This is a genomic window from Mycobacterium sp. NPDC004974 (assembly GCF_053600815.1).
Map to the genome: position 1 here is coordinate 117,461 of NZ_JBSGAQ010000006.1, position 21,033 is coordinate 138,493.

Annotated in this window: 18 protein-coding genes and 2 pseudogenes; 10 read left to right on the forward strand and 10 right to left on the reverse strand. The window is 63.5% G+C overall.

Going from position 1 to position 21,033, the window contains the following annotated elements; translation table 11 throughout:
• The first annotated feature begins 87 nt into the window (after positions 1 to 87).
• The 4 genes from ACWEFV_RS16095 to ACWEFV_RS16110 are packed head-to-tail and all read left to right on the forward strand — an operon-like array spanning position 88 to position 4,144.
• On the forward strand, positions 88 to 855 hold the full coding sequence (locus ACWEFV_RS16095; RefSeq protein WP_450070889.1) for a DeoR/GlpR family DNA-binding transcription regulator: 768 nt from the start codon (positions 88 to 90) through the stop codon (positions 853 to 855).
• Positions 852 to 1,820 (forward strand): 1-phosphofructokinase family hexose kinase, encoded by a 969-nt coding sequence (locus ACWEFV_RS16100; RefSeq protein WP_450070890.1) that lies wholly within the window; start codon positions 852 to 854, stop codon positions 1,818 to 1,820. Before ACWEFV_RS16095 ends, ACWEFV_RS16100 begins: the two co-directional genes overlap by 4 nt.
• Entirely contained in the window at positions 1,817 to 3,850 is a 2,034-nt protein-coding gene (locus tag ACWEFV_RS16105; RefSeq protein WP_450070891.1) for a PTS fructose transporter subunit IIABC, read from the forward strand. The genes ACWEFV_RS16100 and ACWEFV_RS16105 overlap by 4 nt, the downstream gene beginning before the upstream one ends.
• Before the next feature lie 36 nt (positions 3,851 to 3,886).
• Positions 3,887 to 4,144, forward strand: coding sequence for an HPr family phosphocarrier protein (locus ACWEFV_RS16110; protein WP_450070892.1), 258 nt, complete (start codon positions 3,887 to 3,889; stop codon positions 4,142 to 4,144).
• 16 nt (positions 4,145 to 4,160) lie between these two features.
• Here ACWEFV_RS16110 and ACWEFV_RS16115 read toward each other — a convergent pair whose 3' ends face one another.
• From ACWEFV_RS16115 to ACWEFV_RS16135, 5 genes are all read right to left on the reverse strand, one after another.
• On the reverse strand, positions 4,161 to 5,249 hold the full coding sequence (locus ACWEFV_RS16115) for a hypothetical protein (RefSeq protein WP_450070893.1): 1,089 nt from the start codon (positions 5,247 to 5,249) through the stop codon (positions 4,161 to 4,163).
• Between the two features lie 76 nt (positions 5,250 to 5,325).
• Positions 5,326 to 5,622, reverse strand: a complete 297-nt coding sequence (locus tag ACWEFV_RS16120; RefSeq protein WP_450070894.1) for a hypothetical protein — start codon at positions 5,620 to 5,622, stop codon at positions 5,326 to 5,328.
• Positions 5,623 to 5,656: 34 nt separating this feature from the next.
• Complete coding sequence (locus tag ACWEFV_RS16125; protein ID WP_450070895.1) at positions 5,657 to 8,356, reverse strand: hypothetical protein; 2,700 nt, start codon at positions 8,354 to 8,356, stop codon at positions 5,657 to 5,659.
• Entirely contained in the window at positions 8,353 to 8,637 is a 285-nt protein-coding gene (locus tag ACWEFV_RS16130) for a WXG100 family type VII secretion target (RefSeq protein WP_450070896.1), read from the reverse strand. The genes ACWEFV_RS16125 and ACWEFV_RS16130 overlap by 4 nt, the downstream gene beginning before the upstream one ends.
• Positions 8,638 to 8,639: 2 nt before the next feature.
• Positions 8,640 to 8,963, reverse strand: coding sequence for a WXG100 family type VII secretion target (locus ACWEFV_RS16135; protein WP_450070897.1), 324 nt, complete (start codon positions 8,961 to 8,963; stop codon positions 8,640 to 8,642).
• A 349-nt stretch (positions 8,964 to 9,312) separates the two neighbouring features.
• On the opposite strand from ACWEFV_RS16135, the gene mycP reads away from it, so the two are divergent.
• The 3 genes from mycP to ACWEFV_RS16150 are packed head-to-tail and all read left to right on the forward strand — an operon-like array spanning position 9,313 to position 12,444.
• A complete protein-coding gene (mycP, locus tag ACWEFV_RS16140) occupies positions 9,313 to 10,662 on the forward strand; it encodes a type VII secretion-associated serine protease mycosin (RefSeq protein ID WP_450070898.1) in 1,350 nt (449 codons plus the stop codon).
• Complete coding sequence (gene eccE, locus ACWEFV_RS16145; protein ID WP_450070899.1) at positions 10,659 to 12,056, forward strand: type VII secretion protein EccE; 1,398 nt, start codon at positions 10,659 to 10,661, stop codon at positions 12,054 to 12,056. The genes mycP and eccE overlap by 4 nt, the downstream gene beginning before the upstream one ends.
• A 49-nt stretch (positions 12,057 to 12,105) precedes the next feature.
• Entirely contained in the window at positions 12,106 to 12,444 is a 339-nt protein-coding gene (locus tag ACWEFV_RS16150; RefSeq protein WP_450070900.1) for a YbaB/EbfC family nucleoid-associated protein, read from the forward strand.
• 304 nt (positions 12,445 to 12,748) lie between these two features.
• Here ACWEFV_RS16150 and ACWEFV_RS16155 read toward each other — a convergent pair whose 3' ends face one another.
• From ACWEFV_RS16155 to ACWEFV_RS16175, 5 genes and pseudogenes are all read right to left on the reverse strand, one after another.
• On the reverse strand, positions 12,749 to 13,396 hold the full coding sequence (locus ACWEFV_RS16155; protein WP_450070901.1) for a hypothetical protein: 648 nt from the start codon (positions 13,394 to 13,396) through the stop codon (positions 12,749 to 12,751).
• Positions 13,393 to 14,514: an EspA/EspE family type VII secretion system effector gene (locus ACWEFV_RS16160; RefSeq protein ID WP_450070902.1), complete on the reverse strand. Its 1,122-nt coding sequence runs from the start codon at positions 14,512 to 14,514 to the stop codon at positions 13,393 to 13,395. The genes ACWEFV_RS16155 and ACWEFV_RS16160 overlap by 4 nt, the downstream gene beginning before the upstream one ends.
• A 108-nt stretch (positions 14,515 to 14,622) precedes the next feature.
• A complete protein-coding gene (locus ACWEFV_RS16165; protein WP_450070903.1) occupies positions 14,623 to 15,180 on the reverse strand; it encodes a hypothetical protein in 558 nt (185 codons plus the stop codon).
• 187 nt (positions 15,181 to 15,367) lie between these two features.
• Positions 15,368 to 15,686, reverse strand: a pseudogene (locus ACWEFV_RS16170) (transposase); the annotation flags it as partial.
• 247 nt (positions 15,687 to 15,933) lie between these two features.
• Positions 15,934 to 17,448 (reverse strand): PPE domain-containing protein, encoded by a 1,515-nt coding sequence (locus tag ACWEFV_RS16175; protein WP_450070904.1) that lies wholly within the window; start codon positions 17,446 to 17,448, stop codon positions 15,934 to 15,936.
• Positions 17,449 to 18,360: 912 nt separating this feature from the next.
• Here ACWEFV_RS16175 and ACWEFV_RS16180 point away from each other — a divergent pair.
• The 3 genes and pseudogenes from ACWEFV_RS16180 to ACWEFV_RS16190 all read left to right on the forward strand — a co-directional run.
• Positions 18,361 to 19,173 carry a hypothetical protein gene (locus tag ACWEFV_RS16180; RefSeq protein WP_450070905.1) on the forward strand — a complete coding sequence of 271 codons (813 nt, stop codon included), beginning with the start codon at positions 18,361 to 18,363 and terminating at the stop codon, positions 19,171 to 19,173.
• A gap of 28 nt (positions 19,174 to 19,201) precedes the next feature.
• Positions 19,202 to 20,362: a hypothetical protein gene (locus tag ACWEFV_RS16185; RefSeq protein ID WP_450070906.1), complete on the forward strand. Its 1,161-nt coding sequence runs from the start codon at positions 19,202 to 19,204 to the stop codon at positions 20,360 to 20,362.
• A 2-nt stretch (positions 20,363 to 20,364) separates the two neighbouring features.
• A pseudogene (locus ACWEFV_RS16190) lies at positions 20,365 to 21,033 on the forward strand (hypothetical protein); the annotation flags it as partial.

Sequence of the window (21,033 nt, forward strand, 5' to 3'; positions counted from 1 at the left end):
AGAATGCGTTGACAAGTCAACACAGTCAAGCGTAAAACAACACATATCAACATTTGATCGCGCTTGAACCCACACAAACGGAGGCTCATGTACGCCGAGGAGCGCCAGCAGGCCATCGCCGCGCTGGTCATGAGCAGGGGCCGCGCCTCAGTCGCCGAACTGGCGCAGACATACGACGTCACCACCGAGACCGTCCGCCGCGATCTGGCCGTGCTCGACAAAGCCGGCGTCGTGCGCCGCGTCCACGGCGGGGCGGTACCGGCGCAGATGCTGCATCTCGTCGAAGCCGGCGTCGGTGAACGCGACACCACCCGCGCCGCGCAGAAAGATGCCATCGCCGCGGCCGCTGTCGACTTCGTCCCCCTCAGCGGTGCCAGCGTGCTGCTGGACGCGGGGACGACCACCGCCCGCGTCGCCGCCCAACTACCGACGGATCGGGAACTCACCGTGGTGACCAACTCGGTCCCGATCGCCGGCTTCCTCGCCACGGTGCCGACCGTCACCCTGCAGCTGCTCGGCGGACGGGTCCGCGGCCTCACCCAGGCCGCCGTCGGCGAGCACGCACTGAAAGTGCTCGAAACCCTGCGGTTGGACGTCGCGTTCATCGGCACCAACGCCATCAGCGTGCGGCACGGACTGTCGACCCCCGACACCGAGGAAGCAGCGGTGAAGCGGGCCATGGTGCAGGCCGCGAATTACGTCGTGGTCGTCGCGGACTCGTCAAAAGTCGGTCAAGAGGACTTTGTCAGCTTCGCCCCTATCGACAGCGTCGACACCCTGATCACCGACGACGAGATCTCCGACACCGACCGAGCGAAGCTCACCGAGCACGGCGTCGAGGTGGTGATCGCATGATCATCACCGTCACCCCGAACCCCAGCCTGGACCGCACCGTCACCCTGGGATCGCCGTTGACGCGCGGAGCGGTGCAGCGCGTCGATTCCGTCACCGTCGAACCGGGCGGCAAGGGCATCAACGTGGCCCGGGCCTTGACCTTGGCCGGCGTCGCCGCGGAGGCCGTGTTGCCCGCGGGCGACTCTGATCCTCTTCTCGGTGCTCTGCTGACGCTTGGTGTGCCGTTCACCAACGTTCCGATCGCAGAGCCTGTCCGCACCAACCTGGCGATCACCGAATCCGACGGCACCACAACCAAACTCAACGAACGTGGCGCTGTTGTGGACGCTGACGCACTCGGGGCGTTGACCCGCTGCGTACTGGCCAAGGCGCAGGGTGCGTCGTGGGTGGTGCTGTCCGGGTCGCTGCCGCCCGGGATACCGCTCGACTGGTACGCGCAGGTGGTCTCGCTGCTGGCACCGCTCGACTGCCGCGTGGCCGTCGATACCTCCGAGGCACCGCTGGCCGCGCTGGCCGCCGGATTCGAGGCGGCCGCGCCGGATCTGATCAAGCCCAACGCCGAAGAGCTGGCCGATCTGGCCGGGGTGGCGGCTGTCGATCTGGAAGACGCTGCCGCCCAGGGTGATATGTCGCCGGTGGTGGCCGCTTCTCGTGCACTCGTCGGGCGAGGTGTCGGCGCCGTGCTGGCCACGCTCGGTGCCGCCGGCGCGGTACTGGTCGATGGGTCGGGCGCCTGGCTCGCGACGCCGCCGCCGATCGTGCCCTGCAGCACCGTCGGCGCAGGCGACTCTTCGTTGGCCGGCTACCTGCGCGCCGTCGTCGCCGGTGCCGAAGCCCCGCAGCGACTGCAGATGGCGGTCGCCTACGGCAGTGCCGCCGCCGCACTGCCCGGATCGGCCCTGCCCGGCCCCGCCCAACTCGACCTCGACGCAGTCCGTACCCACCCCATGAAGGTGTCGCTATGAATCAGCCGATCATCACCCCCGGTTTGGTCCTGCTCGATGTTGACGCGGGCAGTGACAAGGAAGCGGTCATCACGCGTCTGGTCGGCGCACTCGCCGACGCGAACCGCACCAGCGACACCGAAGGCCTGGTGGGCGCGGCGATGGCCCGCGAAGCCCAATCCGCCACCGGACTGCCCGGCGGCATCGCGATTCCACACTGCCGCTCCCCCTACGTCGATACGCCCACAATCGGCTTCGCCCGACTCTCCCCCAAGGTCGACTTCGGCGCCCCGGACGGCCCGGCCGATTTGGTGTTTCTGATCGCCGCTCCGGAATCCGGTGGGCCCGAACACATGAAGCTGCTGTCCAGCCTCGCCCGCGCGCTGGTCCGCAAAGATTTCGTGGCGTCGCTGCGGGACGCCGGGAGCGTCTCCGAGGTGGTGACGCTGGTCGACGATGTGGTGAACCCGGCGCCTGCCGCCCCTGCGCCTGTCCCGGTTGCTGAACCCGCCGCTGAGCCGGTCAAAGCGGTGTCGATCGTCGCGATCACGGCCTGCCCCACCGGCATCGCTCACACGTACATGGCGGCCGATGCGCTCAAGCAGGCCGCCGAGACCGCCGGGGTCAACTTCACCGTCGAGACCCAGGGCTCGTCCGGCAGCACGCCCGTGTCCGCGGCCACCATTGCCGCGGCGGATGCCGTCATCTTCGCCACCGACGTCGGTGTCAAGGACAAACAACGCTTCGCGGGCAAGCCCGTCATCGCCTCCGGCGTCAAACGCGCCATCAACGAGCCCGACACCATGATCTCCGAAGCCGTCAGTGCGGCAAGCGATCCCAATGCCCCGCGGGTGACGGGCTCAGCCGAGGCGAGCGCTTCTTCTTCGGCTCCGGCCGGCGACGTGGGTTGGGGTACCCGCACCCGCCAGATCCTGCTGACCGGCGTGAGCTACATGATCCCGTTCGTCGCGGCCGGTGGTCTGCTCATCGCGCTGGGCTTCCTGTTCGCCGGGTACGACATCGGCAATACCCCAGATGGCGCGGAACCACTGGCCTACGGGATGAACTCGCTGGGCCACCACATCGCCGTCACCAACACGCTGGCCGACCTGCCGCCGGGTGGGCTGACGCAGTATCTCGGGGCGGTGTTGTTCACGCTCGGCGGGCTGGCCTTCATGTTCCTGGTGCCTGCCCTGGCCGGTTACATCTCCTTCGCGATCGCCGACCGGCCCGGTATCGCACCGGGTTTCACCGCGGGAGCCGTGGCCGTGTTTGTCGGCGGAGGGTTCATCGGCGGCATCGTCGGCGGTTTGATCGCCGGGTTCGCCGCACAGTGGATCAGTTCCTTCAAGGTGCCGCAGTGGTTCCGGGGCCTCATGCCCGTGGTGGTGATCCCGCTCGGTGCGTCGCTCATCGTCGGTCTGCTGATGTTCCTGCTGCTCGGCCGGCCGTTGGCCGCGCTGACCACCGGCCTGACCGATTGGCTCAGCGGCATGACCGGAACCTCGGTCATGGTGCTCGGGGTGATTCTCGGGTTGATGATGTGCTTCGACCTCGGCGGCCCGGTCAACAAGGCGGCATATGCATTCGCCACCGCGGGCCTCAACGTCGCCGACCCCGCCACTCTCCGCATCATGGCCGCGGTGATGGCCGCCGGCATGGTGCCGCCGCTCGCGATGGCGTTGGCCTCGACCCTGCGGCCAGCGCTCTTCACCGAGCCTGAGCGTGAGAATGGCCGTGCTGCATGGCTTCTCGGCGCGTCCTTCATCTCCGAAGGGGCAATCCCGTTCGCCGCGGCGGATCCGCTGCGGGTGATTCCGTCGATGATGCTCGGCGGCGCCGTCACCGGCGGGCTGATCATGGCGTTCGACGTCACGCTGAAGGCGCCGCACGGCGGCATCTTCGTGTTCTTCGCGATCGGCAACCTGCTGTGGTTCCTGGTCGCCCTCGCGGCCGGCACCATCGTCGCCGCCCTGGCCGTCATCATGGCCAAGCAATTCGCCAAACCAGCTGTCACCACGCCGGAAACTCCGGCGCTGGCCACCACTTAAGTCACAACCCTCTAGTCACAACCCTAAGGAGAAAACATGCCCAGCAAGACTGTCACCGTCGGTTCGGCCATCGGCCTGCACGCCCGCCCCGCCGCGATCATCGCGGAGGCCGTGGTCAACGCCGGAGTGCCCGTCACCCTGTCAATGGACGGCGGCGAACCCGTCGACGCCGGTTCGGCCCTGATGATCATGACGCTGGGTGCCGGCAACGGGACCCAGGTGACCGTGGAATCCGACGACGCTGACGCGTTGGCCACTGTGGCGGGGTTGGTGGAACAGGATTTGGACGCGTAGCTGGGGCCTGTCAGGCCTATTCTGTTGCCGCGAAATCGAATAGGACGTCCGCCGTGCTTACGCCTCGCTGTTGCAGCTCGCTCATGACGATCTGGTTGCCGATTCGCGTTGGTGGGTAGTGGCCGCTGTGGTCGGTCAGCACTAGCAGTCGTCCTTCGCGAACGCGGAGTTCACCTGCCGCTGCCACCGGGCCGCCTCCGGACAACGTGGAGTGGTGGATCCGCGAGACAACCCGCCTCAGCGAGACATAGAAGTTGCCGTGCGGATCCATGATGAAAAGCGCGAGCTCAGCATTCGGACGCCATGATGCCGAAGCCATCCGGGTGTCCAAGACACCCCCGTCGATGGTCCTGAATCGCCCTTCTTTGTCGATCACGACCCGATGCCGTTCGATCCGCTCGGCGGGCCATCGCTCGACGCCAGACTGTTGAGGTTCGAGATCTGGCAGAAGACGCGCTTGCAGTGTGCGGGCCTGCTGCATCGGTGGTGGGGTCTGGTTCCCTGCCTGGTCGAGTCCGGTCAGTTCGGTCGGCCGCAGTGCCAACATCCGGCTGATCTGATCGATGATCTGTGGGGCTTCGATTTCACCGCTGACCACCAGCGCGACCCCTGGGTCACTCAGCTTGGTCGGGGCCAAGAATCCCACAACGGCACCGGACTCCAACCGAAGCAACAACCCAGGCTCTTGCCTGCCCGGAATGTCACCGAAATCGAACCCCAGACGTTGGCTCACTTCAAGCTGACGCAGTTTAATTCGTGCGATGGGTTCGGCCGCGCCTAATAGTTGATTCCAGTTCTCCAGCCGCAGTTCCAGAACAGGAGGCAGCGGCCAAGGATAGGTGCGTCGTAGCTCCCACGCCAATGCCTGCAGAAACTGCCTAATATCGGCTTCAGAATGTGGCGTCGTTACCACACGAACTGATCCGCCCTGTGCGAGAGCCTCATCGATTGCCTCAAGATAAGATTGAGGACCGTATGCAAGGCACCGTCGTGCAACTATCGCGTGCGACATTTCGAATGTACCGCGCCCATCCAAGATCTGCACGTACTGTAGACAATAAAGTATCTGGGCAATCGCGCCATGCCACCACATGGTGACAATCACCTGCCTCTATCAAAGAAGAATGGATATACAGCAAAATTCGAAGTCGCTAATTCACACTCACCCATTCGCACAGTCCTCAGCGCCTCCGCTCGGGCTTGGGCGGCCATGGTTGGCGGCGACGCAGTTCATCACCGACCATCGCCAAGAATCGGCGCATATCCGATTCTGTGCGCCGGAGCTCTTCGCGCCCGTACGGGGGCTCCGCCCACTCCTCGGTCATGATCACCGCATCGCTTGCCAGTGCACTTTCAATAGCGTCGAGAAAATATTGAGGACCCTGACCAAAGGTCCGATACATTATGAAAGCGTCGGCAAGCATTTCAGCATTAGCCGCACCTAAATCCTCGATAAATTGCATGTGATACACGATCATGTTTATGCCACCGCGCCACGTCTTTGTAGTCAATTTACGTTCCTTCCGGTGCTATCCAGTCGATCGAAACAGAGCTAAGGTCGACCCCGCGGCTATTGAATTCATCGAGAACGCTTTGCGTATTAGAGCGAAGCGGCTTATAGTGCCCGCTGTTTCCTGTTATCTCCATCAGGCGGCCGTCTATTACTTCGAGCTCTCCGGCGCCGGCGACTGGTCGGCCACTTGAGAGTGTAGAGTGGTGAATTCGACCACGATCTTGTTCGAGTGACGCGTAAAAGTTCCCATGGGTATCCATGGTAAATATCGCTTTACCCCCCTCCGCATTCCATATCGTCGCTTCTCGAGTATCGAAAAGGCGGCCGTCAATGTGGCGCAAAAGGCCGTCCTGATCGACGACGATTCGGTGCTGCTCAATTTTTTCCGGCGGCCAGCGCTCGACACTTTGACCCGCGAACAGATTTCGAGGATGATCCGGGTCAGTCTCATAGTCGAACATTCCGAGCATGTGTTTTGGCGCGTACGGATCATCGCGGTGTAGCAGCGGATGTTCTGCCGCAAAATCGTCGGGTGCGACGCCATCGTGATCCGTATACGCGTCGTGAGAATGCGGATCATCCGACGGTTCACCTGGATGATTGCCGTCGTGCGTAGCCGGTTCATGTCCGTTGTTTGGGGTCTCGGGCAGGCTGGGCTGACGATCCGCGGGTGTGTGCGGTCGTTGATCCTGTGGTCCGCCCTGTTCACCGGGACCAGGCGAATGCGTCTCGCTCGGTGTGCGATTAGCGAACGGATCACGTCCCGGATCCTCGCGACCACCAGGGCTGCGCCCTTGGCCTTCGGACGAGTTCGCGTTGTTGTGAGTCTCCGAATTCGGTGCTTGGTGAGTGGCCTGCGGCTGCACATGCTCGGGCACGGAGGGCTCAGCAATGTGATGGCCTGAGGGAGCCGAAGGTTCGGGAGTGTTTGGCGGACTGGACGGTTCCGGTACGTGGCTGGTGGTCGGCGAGACAGGATCGCCTGAAGTGGGTCCGCGCGAATGTTGGGAGTCAGCCGGATTGCCCGGCCCTTGACCAGTCGCGGAGTGCGGAAACGGCTCGGCCGAATGCGCCGGTCCAGACTCCGACGGCCCGGTTGCGCGTCCCGGCGGGTCGGGCGGGCCATCTCCGCTGCCTCCGTGATAGGCGCGGGGAGTCGGCGAGTCGGCGGGACCCACTTCGTGGCCTGGCCGGCCCACTGGGGCGCCAAAGCCGTCAGGCCCCTTTGGACCGATTATCGACTCGGGGATGCGGGGCGCTGGCGTGAATTCCGTCAAATCGGGGGTCTTGGACCCGCTGGGACTGTCCAACCCGTCCAGCTTGTTCTTGCCGGATCCCATCTTGGCCAAATCGCTTAGCTTGCTGAGCTTTCCGTCCTCGCCCAGCCCCTTGATTCCCTTCGCCACTCTGGCCGCCAGTGCGGTCTTTGATGCCACACCACCGGGATTGATTGACGAAACGACGTTGAACCCGGCCTCCCCGATACCCCGCCCGGGGTGGTCACTATTCAGGGCGTCGTTCGCGCCGAACTCCTTCGCCATCGTCAACAACACGTCGTCCAATTTCGAGGGATCGGCCAGTACCGACATCCCTACCTCGTACATGCCCTTCCATGTGTCGGGGTCGGCCATCGACACAGCTCCCGAAACTGCTTTGACAAGACCCGTAGTCGTGCCGACATTGATGTCGGACAGCAACGTGAAGTGGGCGGCTAGGTTTCGGCCCAACTTCTTGCCGAACACTTCTTCCAGCTTTGGTCGCACCCATTTCTGCAACCCTGTCATCGCATCACCGATGGCCTGGGTGAGCTGTTCGAGTAACCCCACGATCGCCTTGACCTGACTTTGCAGGTACCTCAGGACGGCGTCCACATCGTCGGCGACCTGGCGAAGGATCTTCAACCCGTCGCCAGTGAACATCCCCTTGACGGTGTCGATCAACCCGCTTCCTGAGATCCGGTCCAGAATCCGGCGGATCGCATCTTGCGCCTCCTGGACACCCGTGGCGAAACCCTTCACGGCGTCTGCGGTGTCCGTAGCTAGTTCCGCGAGGTGCGCGGCACCGTCATGCAGGGCCTGCATTGCCTCGTCGATCTTCGGCGCTTCAGCCAGGTGTCGAACGTGAACTGATACAGCGGTTTTCACCCCATCGATCTGCGCCTGAACCGCCGCGAACCCGTTGGCATAGTTTTCCCACTGCGCGGCGGTAACGCGCATCAATGCGGGAACTCCCGACGGCCACGGAAACGGCACGAGCGGTTCGATCAGACGCCACAGGCCTGGAGGCGGTGTCCTGGTCGCACTCGGCCCCAGCGAGGCATCCGCAGCCGTCGTAATGTCCGGCGGCTCGCCGACTCCACCGGTCGGGCCCGGCCCGCCCACAGTCGATGCCGCGTCGGCGTTCTGGTAGTTGATACCCGTGGCCTCCAACATGAAGCCCACCGAGTTCAACGCAGTTGCAACCACCGCCAGGTAGTCAGCGAAATTCTGAGCCAAATCCCCATAGGTGAGCCCGAAGTTCGCGCCGGCTGGATCGGTACCCGACGCAATCCCGTCTGACAGGGCTGCACCCAGCGAATCCGAGAGTCTTCCCAGCTGGGCCCCTAGCGACCCCAACTCCTGGCCGTCACGGATCAACGCATCCGGATCGACCTCGAACCGGTCACCTGACGCCCCAAACCCTCCGTCGGGCGCCGTCACACCTGCCACATGAGACCGTTCTTGTCGACCGCGTCGGAGTAATTCTGGTGCGCCGCCTCCAGGATCTGCTGTAACGCCGACACTGCCGCCTTCATCTTTTCGGCGCCGTCCTGCCACTGCTGTTGGGCTTGTGCCTGCGCTTCAGATCCATCCCCGTGCCACGACGACCGCAGCACGGCCATGGTCTGCTCGACGTCTCCCAAACACTCCTCGACCACCCGGCCGAACGCCGCTACGTGGTCGGCAACCGACCGCAGATGAGTCCGATCCACCATGAGCATCGCTATCGCTGCCTATCGATCGCTTGACTGGACGAACTGATCGCCCCGGCCGCCTGCTCATCGGTATTGGCGTACTCGTTGCCAGCAACCATCAACAGCTGTGACATCGTCTGCAACCCACGTACAACCTGGCCAGCGCCGCCATGCCATTGCTCCCAGACATTGCCAAACGCCGACGCGGCCTCCCCCTTCCACCCGGAGCCGAGCAGCTCGCGGGTTTCCAGATCCACACCTGACAAGCCATCCTGCAAACGCTGGCCCGCGTCCTGCAGGCGAGAGGCCGCCAGAGTCAGCTCCGCGACAACGACTTCAACCGAACGGCTCAACCCGGCACTCCCCTCGCTGGCTCCGATTGTCCAGCTTGACCCCATAGTTGCGCCGACAGTTCATTCACGGCTGCCCCTCAGCTAGTGATGTTATCCCGCAGCAACCGTGCCCCCAGACACCAAATTGACGGGCAACGAACCCGCTGTGGCCCCCGCCTTGCCGCGTGCAACACTCACCGCGGACACAAAGCGTTATCACCCTCACCTGGGCACCCTTATGATTGCCTGCGTGCAATTAGCCGGACGGCTTGACGTGAGACGATGCGTTTCTAAACAGGCCGGATATTGTTTGCTGAAAGTGCATCAGCACACCGCAGACATGTCCGATGTCATTGGGGGAGTGTGAGGCGTGCAGCGCTTAGCCGTGATGCTGCTGGCAGTTTTGTTGGCGCTATTCAGTGCGCCTCCGGCGTTTGCGATCGATCCACCCGCGATCGACGCCGCAGCCCTTCCACCTGATGAAACCGGTCCCGATCAGCCGACGGAACAGCGCAAGATCTGTGCGGCGCCGACGGTCATGCCGAATTCGAACTTCGCCGACAAGCCGTGGGCGGCCGACTACCTGAAGCTGGCCGAGGCGCAGAAGTTCGCAACCGGCGCCGGCGTAACTGTCGCGGTGATCGACACCGGGGTCAACGGGTCGCCCCGGGTGCCGGCCGAGCCAGGTGGCGACTTCGTCGACGCCGCGGGCAACGGATTGTCCGACTGTGACGCCCACGGGACCCTGACCGCATCGATCATTGCCGGGCGCCCCTCCCCCACTGACGGATTCGTCGGTGTGGCCCCCGATGCACGACTGATTTCGCTGCGTCAGACGTCAGTGGCGTTCCAGCCCAAGGGTTCGCGTCAGGATCCCAACGACCCGAACTCCACCCAGACCGCGGGCTCGATCCGCAGCCTGGCCCGTTCGGTGGTCCACGCGGCCAACCTCGGCGCGCAAGTGATCAACATTAGTGAGGCCGCCTGTTACAAGGTGACCCGCCGGATCGACGAGAGCAGCCTGGGCGCGGCCATCAACTACGCGGTGAACGTCAAGGGCGCGGTGATCGTCGTCGCCGCCGGCAACACCGGCCAGGACTGCACCCAGAACCTGGCGCCGGATCCGTCGGTCCCCGCCGATGCACGTGGCTGGAAGGGCGTTCAGACCATCGTCAGCCCGGCCTGGTACGACCCGCTGGTGCTCACCGTCGGCAGCGTCGGCCAGAACGGCCAGCCGAGCAATTTCTCGATGTCGGGTCCGTGGTTGGGCGCGGCCGCCCCCGGCGAGAATCTCACCGCGCTGGGCTATGAGGGCCAGCCGATCAATGCCACCCCCGGTGAGGACGGCCCGGTGCCGCTCAACGGCACGTCGTTCTCGGCCGCGTTCGTCTCCGGTCTGGCAGCGCTGGTCAAGCAGCGCTTCCCGGATCTGACCCCGGCCCAGGTCATCAATCGGATCACCGCCACCGCCCGCCATCCCGGCGGCGGGGTCGACAACTACGTCGGTGCCGGCGTGGTCGATCCGGTGGCCGCCCTGACATGGGAGGTTCCCGAGGGTCCGGCCAAGGCGCCGTTCCGCGTCAAGGAAGTTCCACCGCCGGTGTACATTCCGCCGCCAGATCGCGGCCCGATCACCGGTGTGGTGGTCGCGGGCGTCGCGCTGGCACTGATCCTCGGGATCGCTGCGATGACCCGACGCGCGTTGCGGCGGCGCCCGTGAACTTCCTGCGGCGGCATTTCGGTTTCCGATTCACCACGGGGCACGCCATCTGGGCGGCCACGCTGATCCCGGCCTGCATCGCGGTGTGTATGCACTTCAACCTGCTGTGGCTGGGGATCACGCTCTCGGTGCTGATCGCGATCTTCTCGGTGCTCACCATCCGCGGCTACCGGCTCACCGGGTGGGTCCGGGCGATCTTTTCGTGGCGGCGGCGCCACCGCAGCACCCCCGATGTGCCCTCGGAGCCTGCCGTCGGGGCCACCGTCATGCCGGGCGATCACGTCGCCGTGCGCTGGCAGGGCGACTACCTGGTCGCGGTAATCGAGTTGATACCAAGGCCTTTCACGCCGACGGTGATCGTCAACGGCGATGCCGTCTCTGACGACACCGTCAGCACCAAACTGGTCGAAAAGCTGCTACGGGCGCACTGCCCCGACCTGGAGGCCGATGTCGTGTCGGCCGGCTACCGCGTCGGCAAGACCGCACCGGCCAGCCTCGTGGCACTTTACGAGCAGGTGGTGGGCCCGTACCCGGCGCCGGCGAACCGGCGCACCTGGATCGTGCTGCGTGCCGACCCGGAGAAGACCCGGCGCTCGGCCCAGCGCCGCGACAGCGGGGTGTCCGGGTTGGCCCGGTACCTGGTGGCGTCAGCCACCCGCATCGCGGATCAGTTGGCCAGCAACGGAATCGACGCGCGGTGCTCGCGCAGTTTCGACGATTACGACAAGGCCACCGAGATCAGTTTCGAGAAGGAAACCTGGTCGCTGATCAAGGGCCGCAGTACCTTCACCGCGGCGTACAACGCGCCCGGCGGTCCGGACGTCTGGTGGTCGGCCCGCGCCGATCACACCACGACGTGCGTACGGATTCGTCCCGGGGCGGCTCCGACGTCGACGGTGTTGTTGACGACGTTGTCCAATCCGACTACGCCGCGAGGGTTTTCCTGCCTCTACGGCGGGCAGCGGGCGGCCCTTCAGGGCCTCACGCCGGTCACCGACAAGCACTACGACCTGCCGATCGGCTCTGCCGGGGTGCTCGTCGGGGAGACCTCGGACCGCTACCCGGTTTACATGCCGTTCGACAACGTCGACGTCAGCATCAACCTCGGCGACGCCCGACTGTTCACCCAGTTCGTCATCCGCTCCGCCGCATCCGGCGCCGTGGTGACCCTCGGGCCGCAGTTCCGCGAATTCGCCACGATGATCAACGGCCGCGTCGGGCGGGTGCCGCGCGTCGCGTGGCCGAACGCCACGACCTACCTGGGCCCGCATCAGGGCGTCGGTCGAGTGATCATGCGGCCCAACTTCATTGACACACCACGACACCGGCAGCTGCCCATCACGTTGATCAATCCGCGTGAAGAGAGCCGCTACCAGATGGCGTTGGAGCAATGACATCAAGCTTCCTGGGAGAGGGGTCCCAGAAAGGTCGGGAGGAAAAGTTATGACAGAGGAGATGCATCCGCAGGTCGCTGCGGTATTGCGCCAAGCGCAGCAGCTGCAGTCGCTCATGGATGACCAGCTGCACAAGATGAACACCGAAACATTTACGGCGGCAGACGAAGCCGAGAGCGTCGAAGTCACGCTAAACGGGCATCATCATCTGATCGACGTGTACATCAAAGATGGACTGCTGCGACTCGGCGCCCAAGCCGTCGAGCAGCGTCTCAACGAGGCGATCCAGAAGGCCACCGCCGCAGCGACAACGTCCATCGAGGCCGACCGGGAACGGCTCGATGCCATGGTTGCGGAGTTGACGGCAGATGGGTCGCAGCCAGGCTGAGATCGACGGAGTTGCCATACAGGTCGGCCCGCCTCCACTGATAGGAGGCGGGCCGACCTATCTGGTCTGGCGATGGCTTCACGTTCTGCGGAAACCATGGCCTACAACGGGACTCGCCGACGAAACAGGTTGCGTCGCCGGCGAGTTCGGGTCTACATGATGTCGGGTTACGTGTTGCTGTCCTTAGTGTCCTTGCGCGCACGGCGACCGATGACTGCCTCGGTGTACGCGCGGTCCTCCGTGTAGCGGTCCTCGTCCTCCGCGACCGCTACATTGCGGCGCTTCTCCTTGACTTACGGGCGGTTCACTCCTGGTGTTCGGAATGCCGCGCACCGAGTGCTAGTTCGGCTTCGTAGGCCTGCTGAGGAGTGGTGAACGGTACGTTTGCCTCGACAAATTCGCGAGCTTCTCGCAAGTTCCACCCTTGTTCAACGAGCGTTTCCACCACGTTGATATGGAGGAGTGCTGACGCCTTCTTGGTGGCAACGTCAGCGACAACTCGGATTTCCTCAGCGAGTTGCGCTTCGTCGAGCGAAGATACGCTTGAATCCAAGCTGACATGAGAGACCGTCCCGCTAAGGAAGACGGCGCACGCCACGGTGCCCGGCGTATTCATCGCTTGGATGACCGGAACAACTTCCTCGTCGGCCTCCTCGGGACCGCTGAGCAGATCCCAGTCATCCTGCTCCGGAACGGGCGCACTGTCCGGTATCGCGTCCAACTCAGTGTCGTCGCACCCAGCGTGGTCGTAGCCATTCTCCTCCGGCGTGTATACCTCAGCTAAGACATCGAGATCAGACGGAACGTCAACGATTTGGGACTCGCCGAAATCCAGCGCATCCAAGTCGTGGCCGCTATCGGACTCGTCGTAAATGCCAGTCATCGTTTGCAGCCATATCCTTTTGTGAATTGCATTTGAGCCGAAGCGCGGCGCATAAATCGTCAGCATCACCGGGGGTGCATCTGTTTACCGAGTCGACCGCTCATCGCTGCATCAACACTGTCGTAACGGTCTGCGGCAATACCCAGCTTGTCCGAAAGACGTTCGGACGCAGTCGCCATTTCTGAACATGCACTGCCACGGCGGCTGTCCGCCATAGCGACTGCTGTGTTAGCCGCCGAACAGGCAATGCCATGGTTTGCGAACATCGACGCACTGACACCGTTGGTCAGGGTTGAGGCGGCTTGAATCTGACCTCTCGCTTGCCCCTGCGTAGAAGACAATGCTCGGACGTGCCCGGTGGCGACGCGCATATAACCCGACTTGGCCCCTGATGCCGCCGCGTGCGGGTCTTTGGCGTAGTCCCCACTTGCCATCGTTATGTCCATGGCGTTCTTAAGAACTGCGGCATTCAACATTTGCAGGGCTGCCCCGCAGGTAACCAGGGCAATGTTCGACACGGTGGTTTCGAAGGAAAGCTGAGCGGGCACGCCCACTGGCGGAACCGGAGTCAAACCAAGGGAGATCGCGGCCGGGATACACGCGGTAAGCGCCGTGGCCGCGCCGTCGAGAACTCGCCTTGCCATGAGGACCTGATCGGCCTGGCTGGCAATAACGCTTTTTAGTTTGCCATCGGTTGAACGCATGTGCTCGGCTCGGACTTGTTGCCGTTCGTTCTGCCGACGATAGGCCTCAGATCCGTCCCCCACCCACTGGCCAGTCGGTGTTGCGGATTCCAGCGTGCCGCGTACGCCCTCGAACTTGCTTGCCCCCTGTTCGAAGCGGTGGCCAGTTTCGGGATCACCAATGCCCAAGGTCAGGGAAAGAGCATTAATTGCAAGCAGCGTGGATCCGATTATTGGTGTCTCGAGAGCCGCTACCTTGGGGATAGCTTTCGACGCGAAAGACGCGGCCTTGGGGAACGCCCCCTCCACGACGGGTGCCACCTTGGGGTAAAGCTTCGCCGCCACAGGTGCCACCATCTGAGCCGTGCCGACGGCATCCGCGCCAAGCCCCGCGCCCGCCAGCACCTGGTCTACGACCTTGGCCTTCTCATCCGTGGCTCCTTGAACATGATCGAACCAACCCTTGCCCGCAAAGATGACTTCGATCGCCTGTTTGATAGCCAAGACAACCCCTCCCACTCCCCAACCCGGCTAGCCTAACAGCGCTCCCAATCCGGTCGATGCACCATTTCTGCCCTCTCCTGGCGATACCTCACCCGGCCTCGATCCGAATCAAGTTGCCTGCGCGGCCCCCTCTTTCCCAGCCACGATGCGACTGACCACGGCGTCGTTGCCGTTCCTCGCGTCCAGCCTGAGCAACTGTAAGCTAGCGTCAAACATGGTGACGATGCTCTCGTTGGACACCAACCAACATCCAGTCCACTGGTATGCCCGCCCCGAGCAGTCCCCAGAACGGTGCGATTGCCAGACGGAACCGCACTCCATCGGCTGTAAGTTGACCGTAACGAGGATGGATTGAGACACCCCCCGAACACGCCAGGCGAATGGCTGCTTCTCCTCAGCATTTGTGCGGTGTTGTTCTTCCTGGTGATCGTTTTGCCGTGGATTCTCGACAGGTTCGGTAACCAAGGGCCACAGGATGAACACGAACAGCAACTCTTTCAAGAATCGGCCGAGTTCAGGTCTCGTTGGCAGCATGTCCAGTTGTGGCAGGTCCCGTACGCTGAGCTCGCCTGCGAGGCGTCCCGTTGTGGGCAGATCATTACGATTCTCGAGAAGCGGCGCACTGGCCCGATGGCGCGATCTGCCAATGACGAGCTGATCAATCAAATCTCCTGGTACCGCACCACATTGACTACAGTTCAGCAAGCCATGGCCTACGTCACCGCACACGGTGGTGGGCCTCAGCTCCCGCCTCACGGAACAGGACTGAACTACCCCCGAATAAGTCCAGACTTGTAGGGGCTGCGGGACTGTCCGTATTCGGTGTAAGTGGTGTTCTCGGATTTTTCTGTCGTCAGCGTTCTTCGGCGGCCGGCATACGGTCGGCGAAGCTGATCGCCAGGGCGTTGAGCGCTGGTTTCCAGCGTACGGCCCACTTGGTCTGCCCGGTACTCTTCGGATCCAGTGACCGGGTCACCAGGTAAGCGTCTTGAGGGCCGCCTGCTCGTTCGGGAAGTGCCCACGTCCGGTACTGCCCGCCGGTAGCGGGCGTTGAGGCTCTCAATTGCGTTGGTAGAGCACCATACCCGCCTGATCTCGACGTCGTAGTCCAGGAACGGGATGAACTCCTCCCAGGAGTTGGCCCACAACCGAATGATCGCCGGGTAGGGCTTGTGACGTTTGCTTAGTGCCCCGTTTTGAGTCCGACGTGGGCCAGAATTTCGGTCCGGGCTAAAGGGATCTCATCACAAGAGAGACCCTGTACACACCCCCTCGATCTGCCGGCGCAGCTTGGATTCTGTACCCGGCGGCGGGAGTCCTGCGAGGCCTTCGAGGTGGGGGTTCGGGGGACGACCCCCGAACCCCCAACCAGCCGATATGGTTGACCGTTGAACGCGAGCCATCGGGCCGGCGTCACTGCTACTTCTTGGTGTCCTTTGCCTCTGGGCGTGCACGACGACCGATAACCGCCTCGGTGTACGCACGGTCCTCCTTGTAGAGATCCTCGTCCTCCGACAGATTGGGGTTGCGGCGCTTCTCCTTGCCCTGATTCTGACCGTGGCCACCGCCCATGCCACCCATGCCGCCACCCATGCCGCCCATGCCGGTGCCGCCCGGGGTGCCGGGGACTCCGCCGACGCCACGTGCGGCCGCGGGAGATGGCGCCACCGAGTCCGCTCCGACGGCGGGGCCCAGCGGCATCGACGGCATACCCCCGCCGCCGCCGCCCATACCGCCGCCGCCAGCACTGGCGGGCTTCAGGCTGGGTTCCCCGAGGCCAGGCATCTCCGGCATGGCCTCGTTTCCCTTCGGCAGGCCGCTCGGCATCCCTCCGCTGGGCGCGCCACCACCGGATGGGGAGCCACCACTCGGTGAGCCGCCACCGCTCGGAGAACCACCCGACCCCTGACCGGCGGACGGATCGGCGCTGGCTGGCGACATCGACGGCACCTCAGGCATCGACATCTTGGGTACCTCGGCTCCTCCCGGTGGTGGTGCGCCTCCGGGTGGTGGGCCTCCGGGTGGGTTGACGCCTGGTGGTTTATCGCCGGGATTTGTCGATGGCAACCCGCGAATTGACGGCGGCTTGCCCGGCCTTATCTCCATGAGATCGGTGCTGTTCGCATACTCGCTCAACGCCACCTCCGAACGCCCCTGAAACCACGCCCACTGCAAGCCTTTTGCCCCGGGCGATGCCATCAGCCAATTGAAGTCATTGAAGGTCTCTACGTCGTCCATCGTGGGGTGCTTCTCGAGGAGCTTCTCGTGCGCGGTGATCAACTTGTCCGCCTCTTGAACCAATCTCCCGCACTCTTCGCCCATGTCGTCCCACCAGCTACGGAGGAGGCGCATCGCCTGCGTGTATGCTTCGGCAGCGGTGCCCTTTCCACTCGGCGCAACGAAATCCTTCGCGTGCTTCGGAAGCCAATTCTTAAAGCTGTCCCAATCGTTCCGAAAGCGCTTTAGCTCCGCCGCGGACGTATCCCCTGAGTGGATCGCTTTCGCCGCTGTTTGCCAATTGGTGAAGAGGTCCCATTCCGCCGAGGCGGGATAGTCAGCAGGTTCAATGGTCGGCGCGTCGAGCATATCTACCGCGCTTGGAACCACCGTCTCGACATCCAGCGATGGCCGCGCGCGGTCGCTGTGCATCTGCTTGTCGAATGCTTCCTTCGACTGGCTGACAACTTTGTCGAAGGCATCGGCCCCGGCGCGTAGGGCCGATGCCATACGGGACGCCTCGGCATCGCCGGCTTCGAGAATTCGTTTCAACGTCCCGGAAGACACCTTGAGTTGGTTTATCGCGGCGGTGGTGATATCCAGCGAATTCGGTGGCCCCGGCTCGGATACACTTTTTGCCGCCGACGCCGGAAACTCCACAATTTTCGCGGCCGTCTGCTTCATCCCGTCGGACGTCCACCCCACCTCGTATGCCACTGCTAGTCATCCTCCCTATGCCCGCCAACCGGCGGTCGCAGGCACCCGCGACGAAACCCAAAATGTCGGCCAAACAGCCCCGACGCTCCGTCGACCCGCCCCACCGTTTTCTCGCGACAATCATAAGGGCAAACCCGGGGGGCGGACTTCGCTTCTTTGGTGTCCCGGTATCTCGCCGGCGCGGGCACAGCAAAGACGTTCCTGTTCGTCTCAGCGGACCGAATGCCAAACATCGCCACCGTATGGGCCCCTGACCGCGGTTCGAGGTCACCGCTGCCATAAATGAGTCGGAGGCGGCGCGGCGCTGAGTGGCTTTATCTCCAGCGGCGTACGCCTCACAGGCGGCCCACTCTGCAGCGGGTGCTGCGTACGCCAAGAAATGCCTGTACCGAGCGGAACACCTTGCGGGTACCCGGGTTCCGGCATTGGAACTCAGTGTCTTCACGGTTCGGCTCACATCGGTGGTCCCCCAGCACTTTTGAGTACCGCTGATGACACCGCAATCCAGGAGCCGAATGACCGCTGCTGACCGCCCCGAAACTCCACCCTCGGTCGTCGCAGATTCAAGGAGGTCCCGGATGCCTGCGCGGCCGCAACTTCACCCTCAAACACGACATCAACCGGTGCGCCTCGTCGCCGGTCCGAGCATGCTGGCGCGTGCCTGTGGGCTCCAAATTTGTGACAGGTGGGTCATCAGGGGTCCGGTAAACTTCGCGACAATGATGTGACGGAGGCGCCGAGCCGTGCACGCTGCGGTGTTCTCGCGAGGGGAGGGGCGTGCGATGGGCTCGGTGCTCGATGAGGTGGCGGCGATTGATTCCGCACAGACAGGCCTCACGTCTTTGGTCATGGATGGTCGAGAAGCGATAACCATGCCACCAGCTGGTGCGGTCGTATGAGAAACGAGATCCCGTGACGACACCGAAACCATTGAGGGTGGACACCGCACTGTTGGCGAAGGCGGGCCAGAATTTTTTGACCGCGGCGAACACGGTTCCCACCGCCCCGACTCCGTACATTCCGCCGGGTGCAGATCCGGTCGCCACAGCGATCGCCGGGCAAGCACCCAACGTGATGGAGCCTGTCAGCACAGGGCTGCCCGCACTCAAAGCACAGACCGCCAAGTACGCGGGCAACGTCAGCCAAGCCGCCAGCACCTACGCCGGGACCGGCGGCCAAGCCGCCGACGACATCGGCCGCAAGAGCCAGGACCTCGACCAAGCGGCGGCCCGGGCCTCTCAGACCGGTAGCGGGAACACCTCCGCCATGACAGGCGGCGCTGGTGACGGTCTGGGCCAGTTCGGACAGTTGATCAGCATGGGAATGCAGATGGCCGGCCAAGCCGTGCAGGTCCCGATGCAGATGGCCGGAATGGCCTCCTCGATCCCACAAACCGTGATGCAGGCCGTCCAGCAGGTCAGCCAAATGAGCGGCGAGAACCAGGGCAAGGACGGCGAGCAACGCAACTCCGGTGACGCTGGTAGCGCCCCGCAGGACACCGATGCCGCTCCGTCGCCTGGCGCCGGTGAAGGCACCTCCGACGAACGTCGTGACGAGACGCAGAACAAGACCGCCGAACCTGCCAAGGACGGCCAGCCGACCGATGCTGGTGCCGGCACCACTGCAACCGAGAAGGCCCCTGGATCTCACGCCGCGCCGCAATCGCCGCCGGTCCATCCACGAACCGAGTCCACCCCCAAGACCCCTACCGAGGTACTGCTGTGACGTTTTGCTCTAGCGAGCAGGTGAAGCGATGACCCAGCCGCCCAACGGATGGGGTAATCAACCGCTGCCTCCACCACCTGAGAACGGTTGGCAAGGGCAGCAACCGGGTCAGCAACCCCCCATGCAGTCACCACCGTCGTGGGGCGCGCACTACCAACAACAGTTCGCTCCACCACCGCCACCGAAAAAGAGCGGGGCGTTGAAGTGGGTATTGGGCGGGACCGCCCTGCTCGCAGTCATCGCTATCACCGCCGTGGTGACGATCTCACTCAGCGGCCGAGATACCGAGGGCGACAGCGGCCCAACCGCTACTGCAGGTTCAGGGTCCAAATCAGAATTCGCCAGCGCCAACGACACTGGGCCCATCTCCATCATCACTGGAGACCCTTCGTGCGCGCCCTGGGTGCCCATTCTCAATACACTCGCTGCTGCCCAAAAGACGAACAACTGGGGTGAGAGGGACCCGGCGATTCCCGCTAGTGTCTGGAGCCCCGAACAGCGGACCCAATATCAGGAGGTCGGCCAGGCCATGCGCACGGCCGCCGACCAAACCGAACCGTTAATCAAATTGACCACGCATCGGGTGATGCGCCAGCTCTACGAACAGTTCATGGCCTACGCGCGCGCCTTCGCACGCGAGATCCCCACCTATACCGAGCCTGCCAACGCATTGGCCCGGACTGCGACTCAAGCCTCGAACACCCTCGCGAAGATCTGCGACGCTATTACATATGGATCGGCTGCGGCACGGGCGCCCTTAGTGCAAGACGGACCGACGCCAGCGACGGTTGCACCAGCTGGCGACTCAGCCGATCCGACGCGGTTTCTTGCTAGCCCAGATTCGGTATGTCCGGATTGGGTGGAGGCAGAGAAACAGTACGAATCCGACACCGCTGACTGGCGGAGGGAAACGAACGTGAACATCCCGGCCGGGCAGTGGTCACCCGAGCAGAAAGCCGTCGCAGAGGCGGTGACGCCAGTGATGCGCGAATCAGCGGACACCCTCGAGAAGCTAGGCCAACGCAGCGACAATCCCGTCTTCCAAGACTTCGCGCAACTAGCCGCTCAGTACCGCCGCGCATACGTCCAGGCAATGCCAACTTACTCGGCGACCGACAGATATATCTACGATGTCGCCATTTACGCCGTCGCCGTCAACGGCCGAGCCTGTGAGGCGGCGGGAGAATAACAATGGGGATGGGCAAGCCTGGCGGCGACTACGTCGAGCAGCTCACCGAGCCCGGTGGGTGGACTGAGGCCGACGAGGACAAACTTTACGAAGTTGCCTCTGAGGCCACACGGGCATTGCAGCAGTTGACAATCGGCGCATTCGACCCATGGCAACGCGAACGATCCGAAACTTTCGACGGAGGAAACTGGTCCGGTGACGCCGCAGGCGCTGCCAATGGTAAGGCAGGAATACACTCCGAGGAGTTCGCCACGCAGCAGAACAACCTTGTCAGTGTGGTGACATGGAATAACCACGTGGCCGGATTGGTGGCAAAGGCCAAGTCGAAGATCGCCGACAATGTTGTTGAGGCTCAAGGGAAGATCAAAGAAATCAAGAACTTTGCGTTCTTCGGTTCCTACATAGATTCCCTAATCCAGTTGATCGCGATCGGTCACGTCATCAGCACCTATCACGGGCGCAATGTCAGCGAGATTGCCGCCACCAGTGCCGAAATCCCTGCAGCCGACACCTGGCAATCGCCCCCCAACGCCCTTGAGCAGCTGCTCAACCAGAAGCAGCCCCCGGCCACGCCCGGGGCTGCACCGGACACGCCTATCTCAACGCTGATGGCAAATGCACAGGGTCCATCTGGCATCCCAACCAGCACACCCGGCGGCGCAGATACCACC